This window comes from Xylophilus sp. Leaf220, assembly GCF_001421705.1.
Classification (GTDB): Bacteria; Pseudomonadota; Gammaproteobacteria; order Burkholderiales; family Burkholderiaceae_C; genus Xylophilus.
Window position 1 is genome coordinate 62,377 of the sequence record NZ_LMKO01000028.1, and the last position, 21,945, is coordinate 84,321.

The following is a 21,945-nucleotide window of genomic DNA, read 5'->3' on the forward strand; positions in this document are numbered from 1 at the left end:
GAGGCGGGCGTCGGCCGCGCTCAGACGAGCTGGGCGCGGGCCTCGGCCAGCGTGGCCGGATCGTACAGGGCCAGCGCGGACAGTTCGGGGTCGATGCGCTTGGTCATGCCGGCCAGCACCTTGCCGGGGCCGCATTCCACCACGGTTCGCGCACCGCGCGCCTTGAGCGCACGGATGCATTCGACCCAGCGCACCGGGCCGAAGGCCTGGCGGAAGAGCGCGTCGCGGATCGCGGCGGGATCGTTCTGCACCGCCACGTCGATGTTGTCGACCAGAGGGATGCGCGGCGCAGCGAAGGCGGTGTCGGCCAGCTTCTGCCGGAGCTTCTCCGCGGCGGGCCGCATCAGCGTCGAATGGAACGGCGCCGACACCGGCAGCGGCAGCGCGCGCTTGGCACCCGCCGCCTTGAGCGCCTCGCAGGCCTTCTCGACCGCGGCCTTGCTGCCGGCGATGACCGTCTGGCCCGGATCGTTGAAGTTCACCGCCTCGACCACTTCGGACGACGGGGCGCCGAACGACTGCGTCACCTCCTGGCAGCCGGCGATGACCTTCTGCGCGTCCAGTCCCAAAATGGCCGCCATCGCGCCCACGCCGACCGGCACCGCCTCCTGCATCGCCGCCGCGCGGAAGCGCACCAGCGGCGCGGCCTGGGCCAGCGTCAGCACGCCGGCGGCCACCAGCGCCGAATACTCGCCGAGCGAATGGCCGGCCACCGCGACAGGATCGCCACCGCCCTCGGCCTTCCACGCACGCCAGGCGGCCACGGCCGCTACCAGCATCACCGGCTGGGTGTTGGTGGTGAGCGCCAGGGCTTCCTTGGGGCCCTCCTGGATGAGGCGGCCCACGTCTTCGTGCAGCGCGTCCGACGCTTCCTGCACCGCTTCGGCCACGGCCGGGTGGTCGCCCCAGGCGTCGAGCATGCCGACCGATTGCGAACCCTGGCCCGGAAAAACGAATGCGAAAGCGCTCATGCGAAGGATAGTGGTATTTGTAGATCGAAAAGGCCCGTAGTCGGCGTTCCGCGCCGGCCTCCAGCTACAGATTCAGTAGCACGGCGCCCCAGGTGAAGCCGCCGCCGACGCCTTCGAGCATCAGCGTCTGGCCGGGCGTGATCCGGCCGCTGCGCACGCCGGCATCGAGCGCCAGCGGGATCGACGCGGCCGAGGTGTTGCCGTGCTGGTCGACGGTCACCATGACCTTGTCCATCGACATCTTCAGCTTGCGTGCGGTGCCCTGCATGATGCGGATGTTGGCCTGGTGCGGAATCAGCCAGTCGATGTCGGCCTCGGTCTTGCCGGCCTTGGCCAGCGTGGCGCGTGCCGCGCTCTCCAGCACGCCCACCGCCAGCTTGAAGACCGCCTGGCCGTCCATCTTGAGCAGCGGATCGCCCAGGATCTGGCCGCCGGCCACGTTGCCGGGCACGCACAGGATGCCGACGTGCCGGCCGTCGGCATGCAGGTCGCTTGCCAGGATGCCGGGAGTGTCGCTGGCTTCCAGCACCACCGCGCCGGCACCGTCGCCGAACAGCACGCAGGTGGTGCGGTCGTTGAAATCGAGGATGCGGGAGAAGACTTCCGAGCCTACCACCAGCGCCCGGCGGGCCGAGCCGGTCTGGATCATCGCGTCGGCCACGGTCAGCGCGTAGACGAAGCCGCTGCACACCGCCTGCACGTCGAAGGCGGGCGCGCCCAGGATGCCCTGCGCCGCGTCGGAGGTCTGGGCCAGCTTCTGCTGCAGGATGCAGGCGGTCGACGGGAACACCATGTCGGGGGTGGACGTGGCGACCACGATCAGGTCGATGTCCTGCGCGCCGAGGCCCGCGGCCTCCAGCGCCCGCAGGCAGGCCTGCAGGGCCAGGTCGCTGCTGCCCACGTCGGGCGCCGCGAAATGCCGAGCGCGGATGCCGGTGCGCTCGACGATCCACTCGTCGGAGGTCTCGACGCCCTTGGCCGCCAGCTCGGCCGCCAGGTCCGCATTGCTCAGGCGCCGCGGCGGAAGATAGCTGCCGGTGCCGGCGATGCGGGAATAGCGTCTCATGTTCTTATCTGTGCAGGGCAGCCGGAATCTCGGCCGAAGGCGCAACCACGGACGCGGCCGGCGCCACCGCGGCCTGCCGGGCCAGCAGGGGCGCCGCGTGGGCGATCCGCTCCTGCAGACGCTGCAGCAGGTTGTTGCGGGCAGCATCATAAGCGCGCACCAGCGCCTGCTCGAAAGCCACCTCATCGGCCGACCCGTGGCTCTTGAAGACCAGCCCGCGCAGCCCGAGCAGGGCCGCGCCGTTGTAGCGCCTGTAGTCCATCCGCCGCTTCAGCGCCGACAGCACCGGGTAGGCACACACCGCGGCCATCTTGGTGAAGACGTTGCGCGAGAACTCTTCCTTCAAGAAGCCGACGATGACCGAGGCCAGGCCTTCGCTGGCCTTCAGCGCCACGTTGCCGACGAATCCGTCGCACACCACGATGTCGACCGTGCCCTTGAAGATGTCGTTGCCCTCGACGTTGCCGGCGAAGTTCAGGTCGCCGGAATCGCGCGCCGCGCGCAGCAGCTCGCCCGCGCGCTTGATCACCTCGTTGCCCTTGATCACCTCTTCGCCGATGTTGAGCAGGCCGACCGTCGGCTGGTCGTCGCCCTTCAGCACCGAGCCGAGGGCCGCGCCCATGAAGGCGAACTGCAGCAGGTGCTCGGCGGTGCAGTCGACGTTGGCGCCCAGGTCGAGCACCGTGGTGGCGCCGCCGCGGGCATTGGGCATCTGGGTGGCGATGGCGGGCCGCTCGATCCCGTCGAGCGTCTTGAGCAGGTAGCGGGCGATCGCCATCAGCGCGCCGGTGTTGCCGGCGGAGACGGCCACGGCGGCCGCGCCGTCCTTCACCTGCTGGATCGCGACCCGCATCGACGAATCCTTCTTGCGTCGCAGGGCCACCTCGACCGGGTCGTCCATCAGGACGACCTCGGAAGCCGGCACCAGCGAAGCGCGCGCGTGCGAGAAGCCGGCCAGCTGGTCGGGCAGGCCCACCAGCAGCAGACGCGCATCGGGATGGTCGTCGAGGAACTTGCGGCAGGCCGCGAGCGTGACGCGGGGACCATGGTCGCCCCCCATGCAATCCACAGCGAGTGTGATCATGAATGCGGCGCCCGGCCGCCGGAGCGACCTGTAAAGATAACAGCCATCAAGACAAAGGCCCGTGCTACGAATTCAGTAGCGCCGGGCCTTGGTGTACTAGGCGATGTCAGGCTTCGGACTTGTTCTTCAGGACCTGGCGACCACGGTAGAAGCCGTTGGGGCTGATGTGGTGGCGCAGGTGGTTTTCGCCGGTGGTCGGCTCGACGGCGACGCCCGGCACGGTCAGGGCGTTGTGCGAACGGTGCATGCCGCGCTTGGAAGGGGACTTCTTGTTTTGCTGAACTGCCATGGTGAGGCTCCTGAATTGGGTAAGTGTGGGCGAATGCGCTAAACCCAGTCAGGCCGGCTGCCCGAAGGTCCGAACCGGTCCCACAAGACGCTTGGGGAATCGCGCGAAGCCCATGATTATAGCCGGAAGCGTCAGCCCTTCCCGTCCTTGGCCAATTTGAGGGTGGCCAGGGCCGCGAACGGGTTGGGCTTCTCCACCTCGGCTTCCTCGAAATCCGGGTCCTGCACCGACATCCGCACCTCGACCGGACAGAGGTCGTGCTGCGGTACCGCGGGCAGCGCCATCAAGAGTTCGTCCTCGACCAGCTCGCGCAGCTTGAAGTCGCGCTGGGTGACCAGCAGGTCTTCCTCCACCGCGTCGTCCTCGGCCACAGCGGCCTCTTCGCTCTCGACGAAGCGGAACGAGCGTTCGATCTCCATCGGCACATCGACCGGGCCCAGGCAGCGCTGGCAGGTCAGCGGCAGCACCGCGTCGACCTTCAGGTGCAGCCATTCCTGCGCCGGCCGGCCGACGTGCTGGATCTCTTCGCCGACGGCGACCCAGTCCACGGTGTGGGCCGACTGTTCGTCGGCGATTTCTTCCATCAGGCGGGGAAACAGGCGAAGGGCGTCGCGGCCCTCCAGGGTGGCCGCCGCCAGGGCGAAGGCCGGCACGTCCAGGCGGTCGGCAGCAAAGTCAATCTTCATCGGGGCAGTGTAAGAGAATCGACGGATGACACTTCCGACTGCCACCATCCTTTCCCGGCCCTCCGGAGGCCGGCCGCTGGTGCTGGGCTCGACCTCGCCCTACCGCCGCGAACTGCTCCAGCGGCTGCGCCTGCCGTTCGAGGTCGCCGCCCCCCAGGTCGACGAGACGCCCCGCCCCGGCGAAGCACCCCGCGCGCTCGCCGTCCGACTGGCCCGCGCCAAGGCGCTGGCCGTGGCCCGGCAGCATGCCGATGCGGTGGTGATCGGCTCCGACCAGGTCGTGGACCTCGACGGCGAGCCGCTCGGCAAGCCGGGCGACCATGCCCGTGCGACCGAACAGCTGCGCCGGATGCGCGGCCGCGCGGTGGTGTTCCACACGGCCGTCACCGTGGCCTGCGTGGCCAGCGGTTTCGAGGCGTCGGACATCGCCGAGGTGACGGTGCGCTTCCGCGACCTGACCGACGCCGAGATCGAGCACTACCTGCGCGCCGAGCAACCCTACGACTGCGCCAGCAGCGCCAAGAGCGAAGGCCTGGGCATCTCGCTGCTCGACGCGATCGACAACGACGACCCGACCGCGCTGGTCGGCCTGCCGCTGATCCGCACCTGCCGCCTGCTGCGCGCCGCGGGGGTGCAGATCGCATGAGCAGCACCCTCGGCACGCTCTACCTCGTTCCCGCACCGCTCGACTTCGGCTGCGCCACCCAGGCGCCGCTGACCGATGCGCTGCCCGACGCCACCTTGCAGCGCGCAGCGCGGATCACCCACTGGATCTGCGAGAACGCGAAATCGGCCCGCGCCTACCTGAAGCGCATCGACGCGCTGCATCCGCTGGCCGCCACGATCCAGGAGCAGCAGATCCAGGAACTGCCGCGCGAAGTGCACAAGAAGGGCGACCACGCCGCCGGCAGCTTCGACGCCCGCCCGCTGCTGGCGGCCGCACGTCAGGGCCACGACATCGGACTGGTCAGCGAGGCCGGCATGCCGGCGATCGCCGACCCCGGCGCGTCGGTGGTGCGCGCCGCGCACGCGCTCGGCATGCCGGTCGTGCCGCTGGTGGGACCTGTCTCGCTGCTGCTGGCCCTGGCGGCCAGCGGGCTCAGCGGGCAGAACTTCGCGTTCACCGGCTACCTGCCGCAGGATGCGGCCGAGCGCACCGCCCGCATCCGCATGCTGGAATCCCTGGCGCAGAAGACCGGGCAAAGCCAGCTCTTCATCGAGACGCCCTACCGCAACGCCGCCTTGCTGCAGGCGCTGATCGCAGGGCTGCAGCCCAACACGCGGCTGTCGGTGAGCCACGGCCTGACGCTCTCGACCGGCCACACCCGCAGCGCCGCGGTGCACGAATGGCGCCAGCGCCCCGGCACCGGCGCGCCCGACAACGCGACGCCCGCGGTCTTCGCGATCGGCCCGTGAGCGGCGATGCATCGTTGCGCGGCGCCCGGGCCCTGGGCGCCAGCCGGCACGCCACGCGGGTGCAGTTCTTCTGCTCCGGCTTCCTGTTCGCGACCTGGGGCGTGCACATCCCGACGATCCGGGCCCTCTACGGCGTGACCGAGGCCGGGCTGGGCGTGGCGATGCTCGCCGCCGGCATCGGCGCCCTGCTGGGGCTGACCCAGGCCGGCCGGCTGATCGCCCGGTTCGGGCCGCGCGGCGTCTGCCGGGTGTGCGGGGTGGCCATGGCGGGCGGCATCTCGCTGCTGCTGGTGATGCCCGGACTGCCGGCGCTGCTGGTGCTGCTCGCGGTGTTCGGCGTGGCCAACAGCATCTTCGACGTGGCGATCAACGCCGAGGCGGCAGAGCTCGAGCGCGTCGGCCAGCGGCCCCTGATGAGCGGCATGCACGGCATGTTCAGCACGGGCGGCATGGCCGGCGCGGGCGTGGGCGGCGTGCTGCTCGCCTGGCCGCAGTGGCACCTGACGCTGGTCGCCGTCGTGCTGGCGGCCGCGGCGTTGCTCGCGGCCCACCGGATGCTGGTGCCGCTGCCGGTCGCCGCCGATGCGCCTTCCACGCCCGGCTTCGTGCTGCCGCGCGGCACGCTGCTGGTGCTGGGCGTGTTCGCCGGGCTGGGACTGATCGCCGAGGGCGCGATGTACGACTGGAGCGTGCTCTACCTTCACCAGGAGCTCGGCAGCCCGCAGACCGAGGCCGCCTGGGCCTACGCCAGCTTCTCGGCCGCGATGGCGGCGGCGCGCTTCGGCGGCGACTGGGTGCGCGCCCGCGTCGCGCCGGCGGTGCTGCTGCGCGCCAGCGCCTTGCTGGCGGCCTTCGCGATGGTGGTGGTGCTGCTGGCCACCGCGCCCTGGCTGGCGCTGGTGGGTTTCGCGCTGGCGGGCATCGGCTTCGCGAACGTGGTGCCGCTGCTCTTCACCGCGGCGGCCAAGGTGCCGGACAGTTCGCCGGCGCATGCGATCGCGGCCGTTTCGTCGCTCGGCTACCTGGGCTTCATGGGCGGCCCGCCGATCATCGGATTCGTGGCGCAGTGGACGTCGCTCGGTGCCGCGCTGTGGCTGGTGGTGGTGTTCGCGGTGGTGCTGGCCCTCGGCGCCCGGCGGGCCCTGCGCTGACCGGCGTGGTCGCCTGGCAGGCGGCCCTGCAGAAACGACGAAGCCCGCATCGCGCGGGCTTCGTCGCATGCGGCGGCGGCGAGCCGCCGGCACTCAGCGGATCGCGGGCACCGCCTTCAGGGCGTGGATCGCGCCCTCGCCCATCGCCGCACCGAACTTCTTGGCCAGGCGCTCGGCGACGTTGTCGCGGCGGGTGTAGTCGACCACTTCTTCCGCCTTGACCACCTCGCGAGCGACGTAGTCCAGGTTGCCCAGGTGGTCGGCCAGGCCCATCTCGACCGCCTGCTGGCCGGTCCAGAACAGGCCGGTGAAGGTGTCGGGGGTTTCCTTGAGCCGGGCGCCGCGGCCGGCCTTCACCACCCCGATGAACTGCTGGTGGATCTGGTCGAGCATCGCCTGCGCGAAGGCGCGCTGCTTCTCAGTCTGCGGGCTGAACGGGTCGAGGAAGCCCTTGTTCTCGCCGGCGGTGAGCAGGCGGCGCTCGACACCCAGCTTGTCCATGAGGCCGGTGAAGCCGAAGCCGTCCATCAGCACGCCGATACTGCCGACGATGCTGGCCTTGTCGACGAAGATCTGGTCGGCGGCCGAAGCGATGTAGTACGCCGCCGAGGCACAGGTCTCTTCCACCACCGCGTAGACCGGCTTCTTGTGCTTGGCCTTCAGGCGCACGATCTCGTCGTTGATGATGCCGGCCTGCACCGGGCTGCCGCCCGGCGAGTTGATCCGCAGCACGATGGCCTGCGCGCCCTCGTCCTCGAACGCGGTGCGCATCGCCGAGACGACGAATTCGGCGCTGGCATCGTTGCCCTCGGCGATTTCGCCCTTGATGTCGACCACCGCCGTATGGGCGGTCGACTTGGCGGTGGTGGGCGTCGCCCGGTGGAACAGGATCCAGGCCGCGGCGATGAAGAACACCAGCCAGGCCAGACGGGTGAAGGTCTTCCAGCGGCGGGCGGCACGCTGTTCCTTCAGTGCGGAGAAGGCCAGTTTCTCGATGGCGGCGCGCTCCCATCCGCTGGCGGCCATTGCTTCTTTTTTCATAGCATCATGCCGGCCATCCGCCTGGGCTGCAGGCATTCTTTCAGGGGAATCCAGGGGATCGCGGAAGATCGGCTCGGTCATCTAGAACTCAGGGGTTGAGGGGGTTGACAGCAGTATGCCAGCGGACCCCGTAAGCCCCGGGAGAGAGTTGTATCCGGCGCGGGCATCCCGCCGTTCAGGCACGGACAGGCGGTCTTTCGGGCGCCGCCGAGGGATGTTTTGTAGGCTCGGCGCAACAGGCGGGAGGAGCGGCGCCTCGCGAGCCCTGCAGCTCAGGCGTGGGCCGCCAGCCAGGCATCCAGCTCGGCCACCGAATGCACGATCGCCAGCGGCCGCAGTGCGCCGAAGGCCTCGGGCGTATGGGCACCGTAGCTCACGCCGATGCTGGCGCAGCCGGCGTTGCGGGCCAGCTGCAGGTCGTGCGTCGTGTCGCCGATCATCAGCACCCGCTCAGCCGGGAGGTCGAAGGCTTCCATCAGCTCGTGCAGCATCAGCGGGTCGGGCTTGCCGGCGGTCTCGTCCGCAGTGCGCGAGTCGTCGAACAGCCCGCGCAGCTGCACCGTGGCCAGCGCCTCGTCCAGGCCGCGCCGGCTCTTGCCGGTGGCCACGGCCAGCAGGTGGCCGCGCGCCTTCAGGCCGTCGAGCATCGGCAGCACGCCGTCGAACAGGATCAGGTCGTCGTAGTGCCTGGCGTAGTGGTGGCGGTAGCGTTCGCCCAGCAGCGGATAGCGCTCGGGAGGCACGTCGGGCGCCGCGTGGGCGAGCGCCTGGCCCAGGCTCATGCCGATCACGTAGGCGGCGGCGCGGTCGGTGGGCGTGGTGCCGCCCACGTCCTGCACCGCGGCCTGGATGCACTTCACGATGACGCCGGTTGAGTCGTACAGCGTGCCGTCCCAGTCGAAGGCGATCAGGTCGAAGCGGCGGGGACGGGGCGTGGGGTCGGACATCGGTGTGGTTCGGCTGTAGAGGGTGTTTGGGACCGGGGAGCGGCGGCGCCCCGGCGGATTCTGCTGGTACGGGCGCGCGCTCAGACCCCGGCGGCGTCGGCCGGACCGGCCCAGGCGCGCAACTCGGGCGGCAGTTCGGCGACGAGCGCGATCCGCTCGTCCGTTGCCGGATGGTTGAACTGCAGGCGCCAGGCGTGCAGGAACATCCGGCCCAGCCCCTGCGCCGCCAGCCGCTTGTTCAGGGCGAAATCGCCGTACTTGTCGTCGCCCGCGATCGCGTGGCCCTGGCCGGCCAGGTGCACCCGGATCTGGTGGGTGCGACCGGTCTTGATCGTCACCTCCAGCAGCGAGAAGGCGGGCAGCCCCGCCTCGGCCCGCGCGGCCGACGCATGGCGCACCTTGACCAGGGTGATCGAGCGCATGCCGTCCGGGTCTTCCGGGGTGGTGATGCGCACCCGCCGCTCGCCGTCGGCCTGCAGGTACTTGTGCAGCGGCTGGTCGAGCACCTTGAGCCGCGCCGGCCAGGTGCCGATCGCCAGCGCAAGGTAGGTCTTGCCGGTCTCCCGCTCGCGGAACTGGTCCTGCAGCCGGGTCAGCGCCGAGCGGCGCTTGGCCACCAGCAGGATGCCCGACGTCTCGCGGTCGAGCCGGTGCACCAGCTCCAGGAAGCGGGCCTCTGGCCGCGCCTGGCGCAGCTGCTCGATCACGCCGAAGCTCACACCGCTGCCGCCGTGCACCGCCACGTCGGCGGGCTTGTCGATGGCGAGCAGATGCTCGTCCTCGAACAGCACCGGGAACACGCGGGCCGGTGCCGGCCGGGCGGCCTTGGCCTCGGCCGCGTCCGAGGTGCGGACCGGCGGCAGCCGCACCACGTCGCCCACCGCCACGCGGGTGTCGGCGGCGGCGCGGCCCTTGTTCACCCGCACCTCGCCGCTGCGGATGATCCGGTAGACGTGGGTCTTGGGCACGCCCTTGAGTTCGCGGATCAGGAAGTTGTCGAGCCGCTGGCCTTCGGAGCCCTCGTCCACCGTCACTTGGCGCACGGCGGGAGCCGCGGCCACGGCTTTGGCCCCTATAATGTGTTTCACTGGCGCGACGCTGTGTAAGTGGTTGATTTTGATGGATTTTAGTCCACACACCACCCCCGCGGCGCCAGCAGGTCGATGCCACCGAAGGCTTTTCGCGCAAGTTGCGGGCCCGTTGCCCGCGGCGGCTCGCAGTACCTTCGGCCGAACCGGCACTTCGAAAAACAGAATTGGAATCACCCATCCGGCCGGCCCCGCGCTCCTTTCAGCGCTGGCCGGCCGGCGGATCAAAGCGAGACTTCAGACGTGCCGACACTCCTGGTAACTGCCCTCTGGCGGTGGCTCCTGCCCCCGCCCGTCGGCGTGCCCCGGGCGCCGGTGCCTCCTCCGCGGGCCCGTGCGGCCCGCCCGGCTGCGCAACCCTCTCTGCAGCCGTTCCTCGCCCCCGTCCACGCGCCCCCGCCCCTGCTGCAGCGCTAAGGCGTCCGCAGCCGCGGCTTTCCCGGCAATTCCCTTCGTTTCGAGGCGTCAGTTCAGGCATCGTGGGCCCCATCCGGGCCGGTACGAAGTTTTGAATTCAAAGGAACGCATCATGAAGCGGATGCTGATCAATGCCACGCAGGCCGAAGAACGCCGCCTGGCCATCGTCGACGGACAAAAGCTCCTCGACTACGAAATCGAGATCGAGGGGCGCGAACAGCGCAAGGGCAACATCTACAAGGCGGTCGTGACCCGCGTGGAGCCCTCGCTGGAAGCCTGTTTCGTCGACTACGGCGAGGACCGCCACGGCTTCCTGCCCTTCAAGGAAATCTCCCGCCAGTATTTCGCCGAAGGCGTGTCGGTCAGCCAGGCCCGCATCAACGACGTGATCCGCGAAGGCCAGGAACTGCTGGTCCAGGTCGAGAAAGAAGAGCGCGGCAACAAGGGCGCGGCGCTCACCACCTTCGTGTCGCTCGCCGGCCGCTACGTGGTTCTGATGCCCAACAACCCGCGCGGCGGCGGCGTGTCGCGCCGCATCGAGGGCGAGGACCGGGCCGAGCTCAAGGAGGCGATGGACCAACTCGAGTACCCGAAGGGCATGTCGATCATCGCCCGCACCGCCGGCATCGGCCGCTCGGCCCCCGAACTGCAGTGGGACCTGAACTACCTGCTCAAGCTCTGGACCGCCATCGACGGCGCGGCCAAGGGCGGCAAGGGCGCCTTCCTGATCTACCAGGAATCGAGCCTCGTCATCCGCGCGATCCGTGACTACTTCAACCACGACATCGGCGACATCCTGATCGACACCGACGACATCTACGAGCAGGCGCACCAGTTCATGGCGCACGTCATGCCCGAGCATGCCGGCCGGGTGAAGCGCTACCGGGACGACGCGCCGCTGTTCTCCCGCTTCCAGATCGAGCACCAGATCGAATCGGCCTACGCCCGCACCGTGACGCTGCCGTCCGGCGGTGCCGTGGTGATCGACCACACCGAGGCGCTGGTGAGCGTCGACGTCAACTCGGCCCGCGCCATCAAGGGCGGCGACATCGAGGAAACCGCCACCCGCACCAACCTGGAAGCCGCCGACGAAGTGGCGCGCCAGATGCGCCTGCGCGACCTGGGCGGCCTGATCGTCATCGACTTCATCGACATGGAAGAGTCGAAGAACCGCCGCGAGGTCGAGAACCGCCTGCGCGACGCCCTGCGCCAGGACCGCGCCCGGGTGCAGTTCGGCACGATCAGCAAGTTCGGCCTGATGGAGATGAGCCGCCAGCGCCTGAAGCCGGCGCTCTCCGAAGGCGCGCACATCAACTGCCCGCGCTGCGGGGGTTCCGGCCACATCCGCGATACCGAAAGCTCCGCCCTGCAGATCCTCCGGATCATCCAGGAGGAGTCGATGAAGGACAACACCTCGGCGGTGCACGTGCAGGTGCCGGTCGAGGTCGCCTCGTTCCTGCTCAACGAGAAGCGCCCGGAGATCGCCAAGATCGAACTCAAGCAGCGCGTCACCGTGCTGATGGTGCCCAACAAGTCGCTCGAGACGCCGCACTACAAGCTCGAGCGCCTGAAGCACGACGACCCGCGCCTCGACGGCATCGAGCCGAGCTACAAGCTGGCCGAGGAAGTGGAAGACCCCACCACCGTCACCCGCCGCTCGCAGGAACCCACCAACAAGCAGACGCCGGTGATCAAGGGCGTGCTGCCGGATGCACCCGCTCCCCAGGCCGTGCCGCGCCCGGCCGCCCCCGCACCGCAACAGGCCCAGGCCCCGGTGCCGCCGCCTCCCCCACCGGCCGCGCCACCGCCTGCGCCGCCGGTCGAGATGGGCTTCCTGGCCTGGCTGAAGAGCCTCTTCGGCTATGCGACCCCGCCGGCACCCGCGCCGGCACCCGCACCTGCGCCCGCTCCGGCTCCGGTTGCAGGCGACGAACAGCGCCGCAACGGACGCGGCGGCGAAGGCCGCGGAGCCGGCCGTGACGGCCGCCGCGACGGCCGCCCGGAAGGCCGCGGCGGTGAAGGCCGTGGTGGCGAAGGCCGCTCGGACGGCCGCGGCGGCCGCCGTGGCGAGCGCGGCGACCGGGGTGGCGAGCGCGGCGAACGCGGCGCAGGCCCTGCCGCAGGTGCTGCAGGCGCCAACGGCGCACCGTTGGCAGAACGCGGCGAGCGCACCGACCGGGGCGACCGGCCAGAAGGTGGCCGCCCCCCGCGCGAAGGCCGCGCACCCCGTGACGGCGAAGTCCGCGCACCGCGCGACGGCGAAGGCCGTGGCCGAGGCGACCGTCCGGAGCGTGGCGAACGCGGCGGCGAAGGCCGTGGCCGCGAGCCGCGCGACATGCGCAACGGCGAGCGCGCCCCCGGATCCGTCGACACGGTGACCGAAGCCGCCGCCCTGGCCGCCCTGCCTGGCGACCTGGCGCTGCCGGGCGACGAGTCCCGTGCAGAACGCGCACCGCGCCGTGAGCGCGGCGAGCGCAACGACCGGGGCGACCGTCCGGAAGGCGGCCGCCGCGAGCGGGGCGATCGCCGCCCGCGCGGTGAATCCACCGACGGCATCGCGGGCGAAGCCGGGACCTCCGGCGCTGCGTCCGACGCCGCTGCGCTGCCCCGTGCCCACGACCGCGTCCTGCCCCCGGGCGAAGACGCCGGCGTGACCGAAGCCGCCGTGCAGCAGGCCGCGGGCGAAGCCGGCATGCCGGCCGCCGAGAGCGACGAGCGCCGCGAGCGCCGGTCGCGCGACCGCTACGGACGCGACCGCCGCGAACGCAACGGCGAGCGCGGTGCCGGCGGCGAGCGTGGCGAGCGCACCGACCGTGCACCGCTGGAAGCGACCGCCCACGAAGAAGCACCGCAGGGCGGCATCTTCGACGCGTTCCGCAACCCGACGCCGATCGCGTCCGAAGGCACGGCCGATGTCGCCGCCCTGAGCACCGGCGCCGCATCGCCCGCCGACGTGCAGCAGGCAACGGCCGAGCGCCGTCCGCAGAACGACGACCAGCGCCGCGCGCCCCGTGCGCCACGCAACCGTCCGCCGGTGGAGAACGGAGAGGGCTCGGCATCGGCCCCCCTGCGTTCGGACGCACTGCCGACGGAAAGCGCCGTGGCGCCTGCGGTACCTGCTGCAGCGGCACCATCGCCGGCCTTCGTGCCCGCGGCCGAGCCGGTCGCAGCGCCGACGCCCGCCCCGCGCCCGGTGCCGGCACCTGCACCGGTGGCAGCCGCACCGGTGGCAGCCGCACCGGCACCGGTCGCCGCACCCGCCCCGTTGGCGCCTGCGCCGATGGCAGCCGTGCCGGCGCCTGTGGCCGTCGCCGCACCTGCACCGAAGGCCGCCCCGGCGCCCTTCGTGCTGCCGGTGAACGACCTGGCGCGACTGGCCGAAGGCAGCGGCCTGCAGTGGGTCGGCTCCGACGCCGGCAAGATCGCCGCCGCCCAGGCCGCGATGGCCGCCGAGCCGCCAGCGGTGCGCGTGCCGCGCGAGCGTCCGCCGGTCGTGGTGGCGCAGGACACCGCCCTGGTGCTGGTCGAGACCAAGCGCGACCTGCGCGACGTCAAGCTCGCGTTCGAGAACGCCGAGCCGGTCGAGCCTGCCGCGCCGCAGCCGGGCACCGTGCCGCCTGCCGGCTGATCCCCGCCGCCGCGTGCCTGCACGCGGGCCCCGGGCCCCGAGCCCTGCCGAGCGCCCGCGGGCACCCGGCAGGGCTTTTTCCATGGCGGGCCGGTGACGCGGCGCGCTGCCTGCACCGACAATGGCAGCCGCATGCCGCCCTGTCGCAGGCGTGCGCCCCTGGTCCGTCCGATTTCGCCCTTTCGAGATACCGCTTCATGCTGCTGCTGCTGTCCCCCGCCAAATCGCTCGACTACGACACGCCGGTGCCGGCCGACTTTCCGGCGACCGAGCCGGTCTTCGGCACCCAGTCGAAGGCCCTGATCGCCTTGCTGCGCACCCGCTCGCCGCAGCAGATCGCCGAGTTGATGTCGCTGTCGGACACGCTCTCGGCCCTCAACGTGGCGCGCTACCAAGCGTGGTCGCCCCGCGCCACCGCGGCCAACTCGCGCCAGGCGGTGTGGGCCTTCGATGGCGACGTGTACGGCGGGCTCGATGCCAGGAGCCTGTCGGCCGACGAGCTGGCCTGGGCGCAGGACCACCTGGCGATATTGAGCGGCCTGTACGGGGTGCTGCGACCGCTCGACCGGCTGCAGCCCTACCGGCTGGAGATGGGCACACGGCTGCAGAACCCGGCGGGCGCCGACCTCTACCGCTTCTGGGGATCGCAGATCGCCGACTACCTCAACACCCGGCTGCAGGCCGACCGCACGCCGGTGCTGGTCAACCTGGCCTCGCAGGAATACTTCCGCGCGGTCGACAAGCTGGTGCTCAAAGCCCGGGTGATCGACTGCGTATTCGAGGACTGGAAGAATGGGCAGTACAAGATCATCAGCTTCCACGCCAAGCGTGCGCGCGGCCTGATGGCCCGCCATGCGGTGAAGACCCGGGCCGCCACGCCGCGCCAGCTGGAGGGCTTCGATGCCGAAGGCTACCGGTACGCCGCCGACGCCTCGCAGCCCGACCGGCTGGTGTTCCGCCGCCGGGCCGACTGACCCACCCCGTTTTCGAAAGGACCCCCGCCATGCCGCGCGACAACGCCGCCGACGCCTTCGCTTCCGCCCTCGCCTCCCAACAGCAGGCCACGCCAGAGTTGCGCGCCTGGATCATCGCGCAGGCCCAGGCCGGCTATGCGGCGCCGGTCATCGTGCAGTCGATGGTCGATTCCGGCTGGAAGGAAGAGGTGGCCGTCCACGCCATGGAGACGACGCTGCGCGACCACCTGGAAGACGAGGCCGAGCGCCGCGGCCAGCCCCCCGGCGTGCCGGTGCCGGATGCCGCGCTGCACGACTCGCCGCTCTACCTCGACGTCGGCGACCGCAAGGTCCACGTGCTGCAGGCGATGGCCGACCCGCGCATCGTCGTGTTCGGCAACCTGCTGTCGGACGAGGAATGCACCGCGCTGATCGCCGACGCGGAGCCGCGGATGAAGCGCTCGCTCACCGTGGCGACCAAGACCGGCGGCGAGGAACTCAACGCCGACCGCACCAGCGACGGCATGTTCTTCAGCCGGGGCGAGACCGACGTGGTGAAGCGTCTCGAAGCCCGTATCGCCCGCCTGGTCAACTGGCCGCTGGAGAACGGCGAGGGCCTGCAGGTGCTGCACTACCAGCCGGGTGCCGAATACAAGCCGCACTACGACTATTTCGACCCCGACGAGCCCGGCACGCCGAGCATCGTCGCCCGCGGCGGCCAGCGGGTGGCCACGCTGGTCATCTACCTCAACGAGCCCGAGCGCGGCGGCGGCACCACCTTTCCCGACATCGGCCTGGAAGTGGCGCCCAAGCGCGGCAACGCGGTCTTCTTCAGCTACCGGCGGCCCCACCCCTCGACCCACACGCTGCACGGCGGCGCGCCGGTGCTGGCAGGCGAGAAGTGGATCGCCACCAAATGGCTGCGCGAGCGCGAGTTCGTCTGATTCACAAGAAATAGTGGATGCAGCCGGCACCGGACGCCGGCCTCCAGCTATGGATTCGATAGCATGAACACCCCTGAACATTCCCCGCTCGGCCAGGCTTCGGCCTATGCCGACCAGTACGACCCCTCGCTGCTGTTCCCGATCCCGCGCGCAGGCAAGCGGGCCGAGATCGGCGTCGACGGCGCGCCGCCCTTCTTCGGCGCCGACCTCTGGACCGCCTTCGAGCTGAGTTGGCTCAACCTGCGCGGCAAGCCCCAGGTGGCGCTGGCCCACTTCACCGTGCCCTGCGAAACCCGCAACATCGTCGAGAGCAAGTCGTTCAAGCTGTATCTCAACAGCTTCAACAACACCCGCCTGGCCGACGCAGAGGCGGTACGCGCCCGGTTGCGCGCCGACATCGGCGAGGCGGTCTGGCGCGGGGCCGAGCACGCCTCCTCCATCGGCGTGAAGCTGCTGATGCCCGACGCCTTCGACCGGGAGCCGGTCCACGAGCTGGACGGCCTGAGCCTCGACCGGCTGGACGTCGAATGCACCCGCTACACCCCGGCCCCCGAGCTTCTGACCGTGGCCGCGGGCGAGCCCGAGGTGAGCGAGGTGCTGGTGAGCAACCTGTTGAAGAGCAACTGCCTGGTCACCGGCCAGCCCGACTGGGGCAGCGTGCAGATCCGCTACAGCGGCGCGCCGATCGACCAGGCCGGGCTGCTGCAGTACTTGGTCAGCTTTCGCAACCACAACGAGTTCCACGAGCAGTGCGTCGAGCGCATCTTCATGGACATCTGGAACCGCTGCAAACCGCACCGGTTGTCGGTCTATGCCCGCTATACCCGCCGCGGCGGGCTGGACATCAATCCCCTGCGCACCAGCCATCCGCAGGCGCTGCCGGCCAACACCCGGACGGCGCGGCAATAAGCGGCACGCGGCTCCTTCGTCTATGCACCCTGCATGGTTTCGTTACATTCGGCCGATTCGATTCCCGCGCCGGGAGCCCCGCGGGTAAAATGAAAGGCCATGCGTTGTTCCGTCTGCCCACCCTGCCGAGCGCTTTGTGACTCCATCCGATAGCGCCGCCGCTGCGGCAGACCCGGTGGCCGCCCTGCGGTCCGCCACCCACGACATCCACCAGCAGCTCGACTCCTCCCTGCCCCTCGCAGCACCCGACGCCTCCCTGGCCGACTATGTGCAGCACCTGCAGGCGGTCGCGTGGTGGCTCGATGCCATGGCACCCATCTGGTCGACCGCCGGCGCCCCGGCGGAGTGGTCCGGCCTGCAGGAGCGGCGCCTGGCCCACGCCCGGGCAGATCTGCAGGACGCCCATGCGCCGGTACCGGTGCCCACCGCGCTCGACACAGCGGCGGCCGAAACGCTGCGGCACGCGGCTGCCGCCGAGCCGCTCGCCTACGCCTGGGGCCTGGCCTACGTGGTGGAAGGCTCCCAGCTCGGCGGCGCGATGCTGCACCGCCGGCTGCAGGCACGGCTGGCACCGCATCCGCTGCGCTACCTGCAGGGCGATGCCGCGGTGGGAGCCCGCTGGAAAAGCTTCATGTCCGACCTGAGGGCCGCGGTACGCACGCCGGCCGAGACCGCGGCTGCGGTGCGCGGCGCGCAGGCCGGCTTCGGCGCCCTGGTCGGCCGGTTCGAGCGGATGGAGGTTCTGGCATGAGCATCGCGACCCCACGTGCCCCGGTCAACCTCGACAACTGCGACCGCGAACCGATCCACATCCCCGGCCAGATCCAGCCGCACGGGGCGATGCTCGCCTTCGACAAGGAGCGCCGGCTGGTGCACGCCAGTGCCAACGCCGCCGCCCTGCTCGGCCCGGACCAGCCAGCGCTGGGCGACGCCCTGCTGCGCCGGCATTTCGATGCCGACGCCGACATCCATGCGGCCTTCGACGACGGTTTCGAGGCCCTCGCCGCTGGCGAATCGCTGCCGCTTTCGATTCCGATCGCGATCGGCGAACGCAGCTTCGACCTGATCCTGCACGGCTCCAAGGGCCTGCTGCTGGCCGAGTACGAACTGCGGCAGCGGTCAGAAGACATGCTCGACGGCTTCGCCTCGAAGGCCCACCGTGCGATGGACCGCCTGAAGCGCCAGCGCTCGCTGGACAGCCTCCTGACCACCGCCACCCACGAGATCCGCCAGCTGACCGGTTTCGACCGCGTCATGGCCTACCGCTTCCGCTCCGACGGGAGCGGAGACGTGGTCGCGGAGAACTGCGATGCGTCGCTCGATCCGTTCCTGGGCCGCCGTTACCCCGCCAGCGACATTCCCGCGCAGGCCCGGCGCCTGTATGTCGAGAACACGCTGCGTCTGATCGCCGACATCGGCGGCGCGCCGGTCGACGTGCTGGCCACCCCGGAGGCGGCCGGCGTGCCGCTGGACATGAGCCATGCGGTGCTGCGCGCCGTGTCTCCGATCCATATCGAGTACCTGACCAACATGGGCGTCGGTGCGTCGATGAGCGTCTCGATCGTGGTGCACGGCGAGCTGTGGGGCATGATCGCCTGCCACCACATGGCGCCGCGCCAGGTGCCGTATTCGGTGCGCATGGCCTGCGACGTGGTCGCGCAGATCCTGGCGGCCAACGTGCAGACCGTCACCGCCCGCGACCATGCGGCCCGCATGGCATCGGCCGCCACCATCCGCGCCAGCGTGATGGAAGGGGCGCTGCATGCGGACGACCCGACCACCGCCTTCATCGCGCTCGGCCAGCCGCTGATGGAGATCTTCGATGCCCACGCCCTGATCGTCGCCGACGGCAGCAAGCTGGCGGTCGAGGGCGACATGCCGGTCGAGGCGGCCCGCGCCCTGGTGCGCTGGCTCAACGACACCGATTCCGACGCGCCCGGCAACATGGTCAACCTGAGCGCGCTGGCGCAGTTCCCGCCGCAGCTGCAGTCGGAGCTGGGCTACTGGTGCGGCGTGCTGGGCCTGCGGTTCGACGCCGCATCGCACAGCTGGCTGGTGCTGGTGCGCAAGGAGCAGATCGAGAGCATCCTCTGGGGCGGCAAGCCCGAGAAGGAGTACGCGGTCGGCCCGCTGGGCCCGCGCCTCACGCCGCGCGGATCGTTCGCCATCTGGCGCGAGACGGTGCGGGGCCGGGCGGTCGAATGGGACGCCACCACGCTCGACATCGGCCGCCAGTTGCTCGACGAGCTGATGCGCGCCAATGCCGCCCGGGTGGCCGAGCTGAACCGTGCCCGCAACCAGCTGCTGGCCATCCTCGGCCACGACCTGCGCGACCCGCTGCATTCGATCAGCATGGCCGCGCGCGTGCTGGAGAAGAGCAGCGGCGACAGCCAGGGCCGGCTCGGCCAGCGCATCCAGTCGTCCAGCAGCCGGATGCAGCGGCTGGTGAGCCAGGTGCTCGACATGTCGCGGCTCCAGGGCGGCCTGGGCCTGGGCCTGAACATCGTGCCGACCGACTTGGTGGCGCTGGTCAACGACCTGCTCGACGAGTCGCTGCTGGCCCACCCCGGCAGCCTGTTCAAGCGCGAACTGCCCGAGCGGCTGATCGCCCAAGTCGACCCCGACCGCACCGCGCAGGTCGTCACCAACCTGGTCAGCAACGCCCGCCACCATGGCGGAGCCGGCGAGCCGATCGTGGTACGCCTGAGCCAGGAGGGCGACGAGGTCCACCTCGCGGTCAGCAACGTCGGCTCGCCGATCCCGCCCGAGCTGGAGACGGTGCTCTTCAATCCCTTCAAGCGCCAGTCGCTCGGCAACGAACGCAACAAGAGCGGACTGGGGCTGGGCCTCTACATCGCGAACGAAATCGTTACCGCCCACCGCGGCAGCATCGGCTATTCTTTTGACAAACCGCATGTGGTGTTCACCGTGCGCTTGCCGCAGCAGACACCGGATGCTTCCTCGGGGGGATAGCCGGGGCGCCGCGTGCGGCCCCTGCTCCAGCGCCCCGCGCCCGATTTCGTAGAAAGCCCTCGTGGAACTCAATATCCTCATCGTCGACGACAACCGCGAAGCGGCCGAGCTGTTCCAGGAGCTGCTGGACATGCAGGGCTACGACGTGCGTTGCGCCTACAACGCGCAGCAGGCCCTGGCGATGGCCGCAGAGGCCCCGGCCCAGGTCTACCTGCTGGACCTGACCCTGCCCGACATGCACGGCACCGAGCTGGCCCGCAAGCTCAAGCAGATGGCCGCCGGTGCCGACGCGCCGCTGCTGATCGCCGTGACCGGCCTCTCGGCCGACGGCGGCAACGCCGACGACATGGCGATCTTTGCGCACTTCCTGCAGAAGCCGGTCGACTTCGAGAAGCTCGAACGCATCCTGGCAGACGCGGCGCAGGGCCGATGAGCGCCGCCGAAACTGCCGCGGCATCGGCAACGGGCACCGCCTGGTTCGCAGCGGGTGTGCGCCACGAACTGCTGATGCGGGTGCTGCCCGCCATCCGCCACGACATGGCCGGTCCGCTGTCGGTGGTGCGGATGGGCAACACCGTGTTGCGCCGCTACCTGGGTGCCGAACCGTTCGACGCGGCCCAGAGCCTCAAGCGGCTCGGGCAGACCGAGGAGCAACTCCAACTGACCGTCGCCGGCATCCGTGCGCTGAGCCGCTGGGACACCGAAGCGGCCGACGGCCAGAAGGCTCCGGCCGACGTCGCGCAGGCGATGGAGATGGCGCGGCCGATGCTGGATCTCTACGGCATGCAGCTGTCGGAAAGCGCATCGGCGCCTGCCGGATGGCCCGAGGTCGTGCCGGGCCGCGTGCTGTACGCGGTGCTGGGCGCTTTGGCCTACCTGCAGGACGGGGCCACCGTGCCGATGGCGATCCGTGCGGTGGTCCAAGAGGGCGTGCTGCGCTTCGACCGCACCCCCACCGGTGCCGCGTTCGACCTGTCCATGCGGCCGCCGACACGGCACCTGCAGGTCGACGCAGCAGCGCTGCACGCCCTGTTCGCCAACCTGCGCTGGCCGGTGGAGGTGGCTGCGGACGTGGTCGTGCTGGGCGTCCCGTCCGTCTGAGGCGGCGCAGGGGGCCTGTGGGCGGCGGTCGCAGGCGCATGCACTCGGCCACTGCCTCCGGCAGCGGCTCTCGGTAGCGTCGCTTTCAGGCCGCCTTCTTCACCGCCGCACGCGCCTTGCGCGGCCCCTTGCGGTGCTCTTCCAAAAACGCCAGCAGCCGGTGTTCCGCCGCATACAGCTTGCGTTGCCGCTGCGACTTGCCGGCGATCCGGTCCCAGATGCCGGCGATGCCGGTGCCCACGTCCGACCCCAGCGTGCCGCCCAGCGCGAGCACCGCCGGATGGATGTACGACTTCTTGCACACCGCCGGCGTATTGCCCAGTTGCTTGGCCACCTCGGCCAGCACATGCTTGGCACTGTAGGCGGCGGCACCTTCCTGCCCGCACGCCAGCCGGGTCAGCTCCAGCGCCTGCACCGTGCCGTGCCAGGTGCGGAAATCCTTGGCGGTGAAGTGCAGGCCGTCGTCGCCCGGGACGATCTCGCGCAGGTAGTCGTTGACGTCGCTGGAGCCGACCGCGTGCGGCGTGCCGTCCTCGTCCTCGTACTGGAACAGCTCCTGGCCGGGCAACTGCTGGCAGCGGCGCACCACGCGGGCAACGCGCGGGTCGTCCAACTGCACCTCCTGCTGCACCCCGCTCTTGCCGCGGAACCGGAGCATGAGCACGCTGCCGTGGACGCCGGCGTGCGGCATGCGCAAGGTGGTCAGGCCGTAGGAGCCGTTGGTGCTCGCGTACTCCTCGTTACCGACCCGCATGTAGGTGGTGTCGAGCAGCCGCACCAGCGTCGCCAGCACCACGGTGCGGCCCAGCGGCTCGCCATTGGGCGGCACCAGGTCGCGGGCGACCCGGGCCCTGATCCGCGGCAGCGCGAGGCCGAAGGCCTCCAGGCGCTCGAACTTGCTTTCGTCGCGCTGCAAGCGCCAGTCGGCGTGGTAGCGGTACTGCTTGCGCCCACGGGCGTCCAGCCCGGTCGCCTGGAGGTGGCCGTTCACCAAGGGGCAGATCCACACCTGGGTGTAGGCCGGCGGAATCGCGAGCTTGTTGATGCGGGCGATCTCGTCCGGGTCCCGCAGCCACTCGCCGTCGTGGCGCCGGTAGCGGAACGCCTTGCCGCGCTTCAGCCGGCTCAGGCCCGGCATCTCGGGGCTGACGTAGACCAACCCGCCGGGCAGGCGCACGGGCCGCGGCACACGGCCCGGGGCGGTGCCCGAAGGGATGCGGGAGGAAACGGAGGATAGAGGTGTGGCGTCGGGCATAGCGCAACAGAGGAAAGGCGGTGCAG

The 21,945-nt window shown here is 70.6% G+C and carries 20 protein-coding genes; 11 read left to right on the top strand and 9 right to left on the bottom strand.

All coding sequences use genetic code 11. From position 1 onward, the window contains the following. Nucleotides 1-20: 20 nt before the first annotated feature. From fabD to ASE76_RS19545, 5 genes are all read right to left on the bottom strand, one after another. Nucleotides 21-971: an ACP S-malonyltransferase gene (fabD, locus tag ASE76_RS19525; protein ID WP_055843458.1), complete on the bottom strand. Its 951-nt coding sequence runs from the start codon at nt 969-971 to the stop codon at nt 21-23. A 64-nt stretch (nt 972-1,035) separates the two neighbouring features. Continuing rightward, entirely contained in the window at nt 1,036-2,037 is a 1,002-nt protein-coding gene (locus ASE76_RS19530) for a beta-ketoacyl-ACP synthase III (RefSeq protein WP_055843459.1), read from the bottom strand. Between the two features lie 4 nt (nt 2,038-2,041). Further along, nucleotides 2,042-3,121 carry a phosphate acyltransferase PlsX gene (gene plsX / locus ASE76_RS19535; RefSeq protein ID WP_055843461.1) on the bottom strand — a complete coding sequence of 360 codons (1,080 nt, stop codon included), beginning with the start codon at nt 3,119-3,121 and terminating at the stop codon, nt 2,042-2,044. A 106-nt stretch (nt 3,122-3,227) separates the two neighbouring features. Then, nucleotides 3,228-3,410, bottom strand: a complete 183-nt coding sequence (rpmF, locus tag ASE76_RS19540; protein ID WP_055843463.1) for a 50S ribosomal protein L32 — start codon at nt 3,408-3,410, stop codon at nt 3,228-3,230. A 131-nt stretch (nt 3,411-3,541) separates the two neighbouring features. After that, a complete protein-coding gene (locus ASE76_RS19545; protein ID WP_055843465.1) occupies nt 3,542-4,096 on the bottom strand; it encodes a DUF177 domain-containing protein in 555 nt (184 codons plus the stop codon). Nucleotides 4,097-4,121: 25 nt separating this feature from the next. Between ASE76_RS19545 and ASE76_RS19550 the strand changes: the two genes are divergently transcribed. The 3 genes from ASE76_RS19550 to ASE76_RS19560 are packed head-to-tail and all read left to right on the top strand — an operon-like array spanning nt 4,122 to nt 6,663. Further along, nucleotides 4,122-4,742, top strand: coding sequence for a nucleoside triphosphate pyrophosphatase (locus tag ASE76_RS19550; protein WP_055843467.1), 621 nt, complete (start codon nt 4,122-4,124; stop codon nt 4,740-4,742). Further along, nucleotides 4,739-5,512 (top strand): SAM-dependent methyltransferase, encoded by a 774-nt coding sequence (locus tag ASE76_RS19555; protein ID WP_055843469.1) that lies wholly within the window; start codon nt 4,739-4,741, stop codon nt 5,510-5,512. Before ASE76_RS19550 ends, ASE76_RS19555 begins: the two co-directional genes overlap by 4 nt. After that, entirely contained in the window at nt 5,509-6,663 is a 1,155-nt protein-coding gene (locus tag ASE76_RS19560; RefSeq protein ID WP_236698535.1) for an MFS transporter, read from the top strand. Before ASE76_RS19555 ends, ASE76_RS19560 begins: the two co-directional genes overlap by 4 nt. A 93-nt stretch (nt 6,664-6,756) precedes the next feature. Here ASE76_RS19560 and ASE76_RS19565 read toward each other — a convergent pair whose 3' ends face one another. From ASE76_RS19565 to ASE76_RS19575, 3 genes are all read right to left on the bottom strand, one after another. After that, nucleotides 6,757-7,704, bottom strand: coding sequence for a S49 family peptidase (locus tag ASE76_RS19565; protein WP_236698536.1), 948 nt, complete (start codon nt 7,702-7,704; stop codon nt 6,757-6,759). A gap of 272 nt (nt 7,705-7,976) precedes the next feature. Beyond that, on the bottom strand, nt 7,977-8,651 hold the full coding sequence (locus ASE76_RS19570; protein WP_055843472.1) for an HAD family hydrolase: 675 nt from the start codon (nt 8,649-8,651) through the stop codon (nt 7,977-7,979). Between the two features lie 80 nt (nt 8,652-8,731). Next, complete coding sequence (locus ASE76_RS19575; RefSeq protein ID WP_055843475.1) at nt 8,732-9,739, bottom strand: RluA family pseudouridine synthase; 1,008 nt, start codon at nt 9,737-9,739, stop codon at nt 8,732-8,734. Nucleotides 9,740-10,268: 529 nt separating this feature from the next. Here ASE76_RS19575 and ASE76_RS19580 point away from each other — a divergent pair. The 8 genes from ASE76_RS19580 to ASE76_RS19615 all read left to right on the top strand — a co-directional run bounded on the left by ASE76_RS19580 (nt 10,269) and on the right by ASE76_RS19615 (nt 20,664). Further along, nucleotides 10,269-13,784 (top strand): Rne/Rng family ribonuclease, encoded by a 3,516-nt coding sequence (locus tag ASE76_RS19580; RefSeq protein ID WP_055843476.1) that lies wholly within the window; start codon nt 10,269-10,271, stop codon nt 13,782-13,784. 197 nt (nt 13,785-13,981) lie between these two features. Beyond that, nucleotides 13,982-14,758 carry a peroxide stress protein YaaA gene (gene yaaA, locus ASE76_RS19585; protein WP_055843478.1) on the top strand — a complete coding sequence of 259 codons (777 nt, stop codon included), beginning with the start codon at nt 13,982-13,984 and terminating at the stop codon, nt 14,756-14,758. Between the two features lie 29 nt (nt 14,759-14,787). Next, nucleotides 14,788-15,681 (top strand): 2OG-Fe(II) oxygenase, encoded by an 894-nt coding sequence (locus ASE76_RS19590; protein WP_055843480.1) that lies wholly within the window; start codon nt 14,788-14,790, stop codon nt 15,679-15,681. A gap of 63 nt (nt 15,682-15,744) precedes the next feature. After that, nucleotides 15,745-16,590, top strand: coding sequence for an NADPH-dependent 7-cyano-7-deazaguanine reductase QueF (gene queF, locus ASE76_RS19595; RefSeq protein ID WP_055843483.1), 846 nt, complete (start codon nt 15,745-15,747; stop codon nt 16,588-16,590). A gap of 136 nt (nt 16,591-16,726) precedes the next feature. Next, on the top strand, nt 16,727-17,341 hold the full coding sequence (locus tag ASE76_RS19600) for a biliverdin-producing heme oxygenase (protein ID WP_236698538.1): 615 nt from the start codon (nt 16,727-16,729) through the stop codon (nt 17,339-17,341). Continuing rightward, nucleotides 17,338-19,563, top strand: coding sequence for an ATP-binding protein (locus ASE76_RS19605; protein WP_055843487.1), 2,226 nt, complete (start codon nt 17,338-17,340; stop codon nt 19,561-19,563). Before ASE76_RS19600 ends, ASE76_RS19605 begins: the two co-directional genes overlap by 4 nt. 61 nt (nt 19,564-19,624) lie before the next feature. After that, nucleotides 19,625-19,996, top strand: coding sequence for a response regulator (locus tag ASE76_RS19610; protein ID WP_055843489.1), 372 nt, complete (start codon nt 19,625-19,627; stop codon nt 19,994-19,996). Further along, nucleotides 19,993-20,664, top strand: coding sequence for a hypothetical protein (locus tag ASE76_RS19615; RefSeq protein ID WP_055843491.1), 672 nt, complete (start codon nt 19,993-19,995; stop codon nt 20,662-20,664). Before ASE76_RS19610 ends, ASE76_RS19615 begins: the two co-directional genes overlap by 4 nt. A gap of 85 nt (nt 20,665-20,749) precedes the next feature. Here the strand turns inward: ASE76_RS19615 and ASE76_RS19620 are convergent, their stop codons facing one another. Beyond that, on the bottom strand, nt 20,750-21,919 hold the full coding sequence (locus ASE76_RS19620) for a DNA topoisomerase IB (protein WP_168389276.1): 1,170 nt from the start codon (nt 21,917-21,919) through the stop codon (nt 20,750-20,752). Between the last annotated feature and the right edge of the window lie 26 nt (nt 21,920-21,945).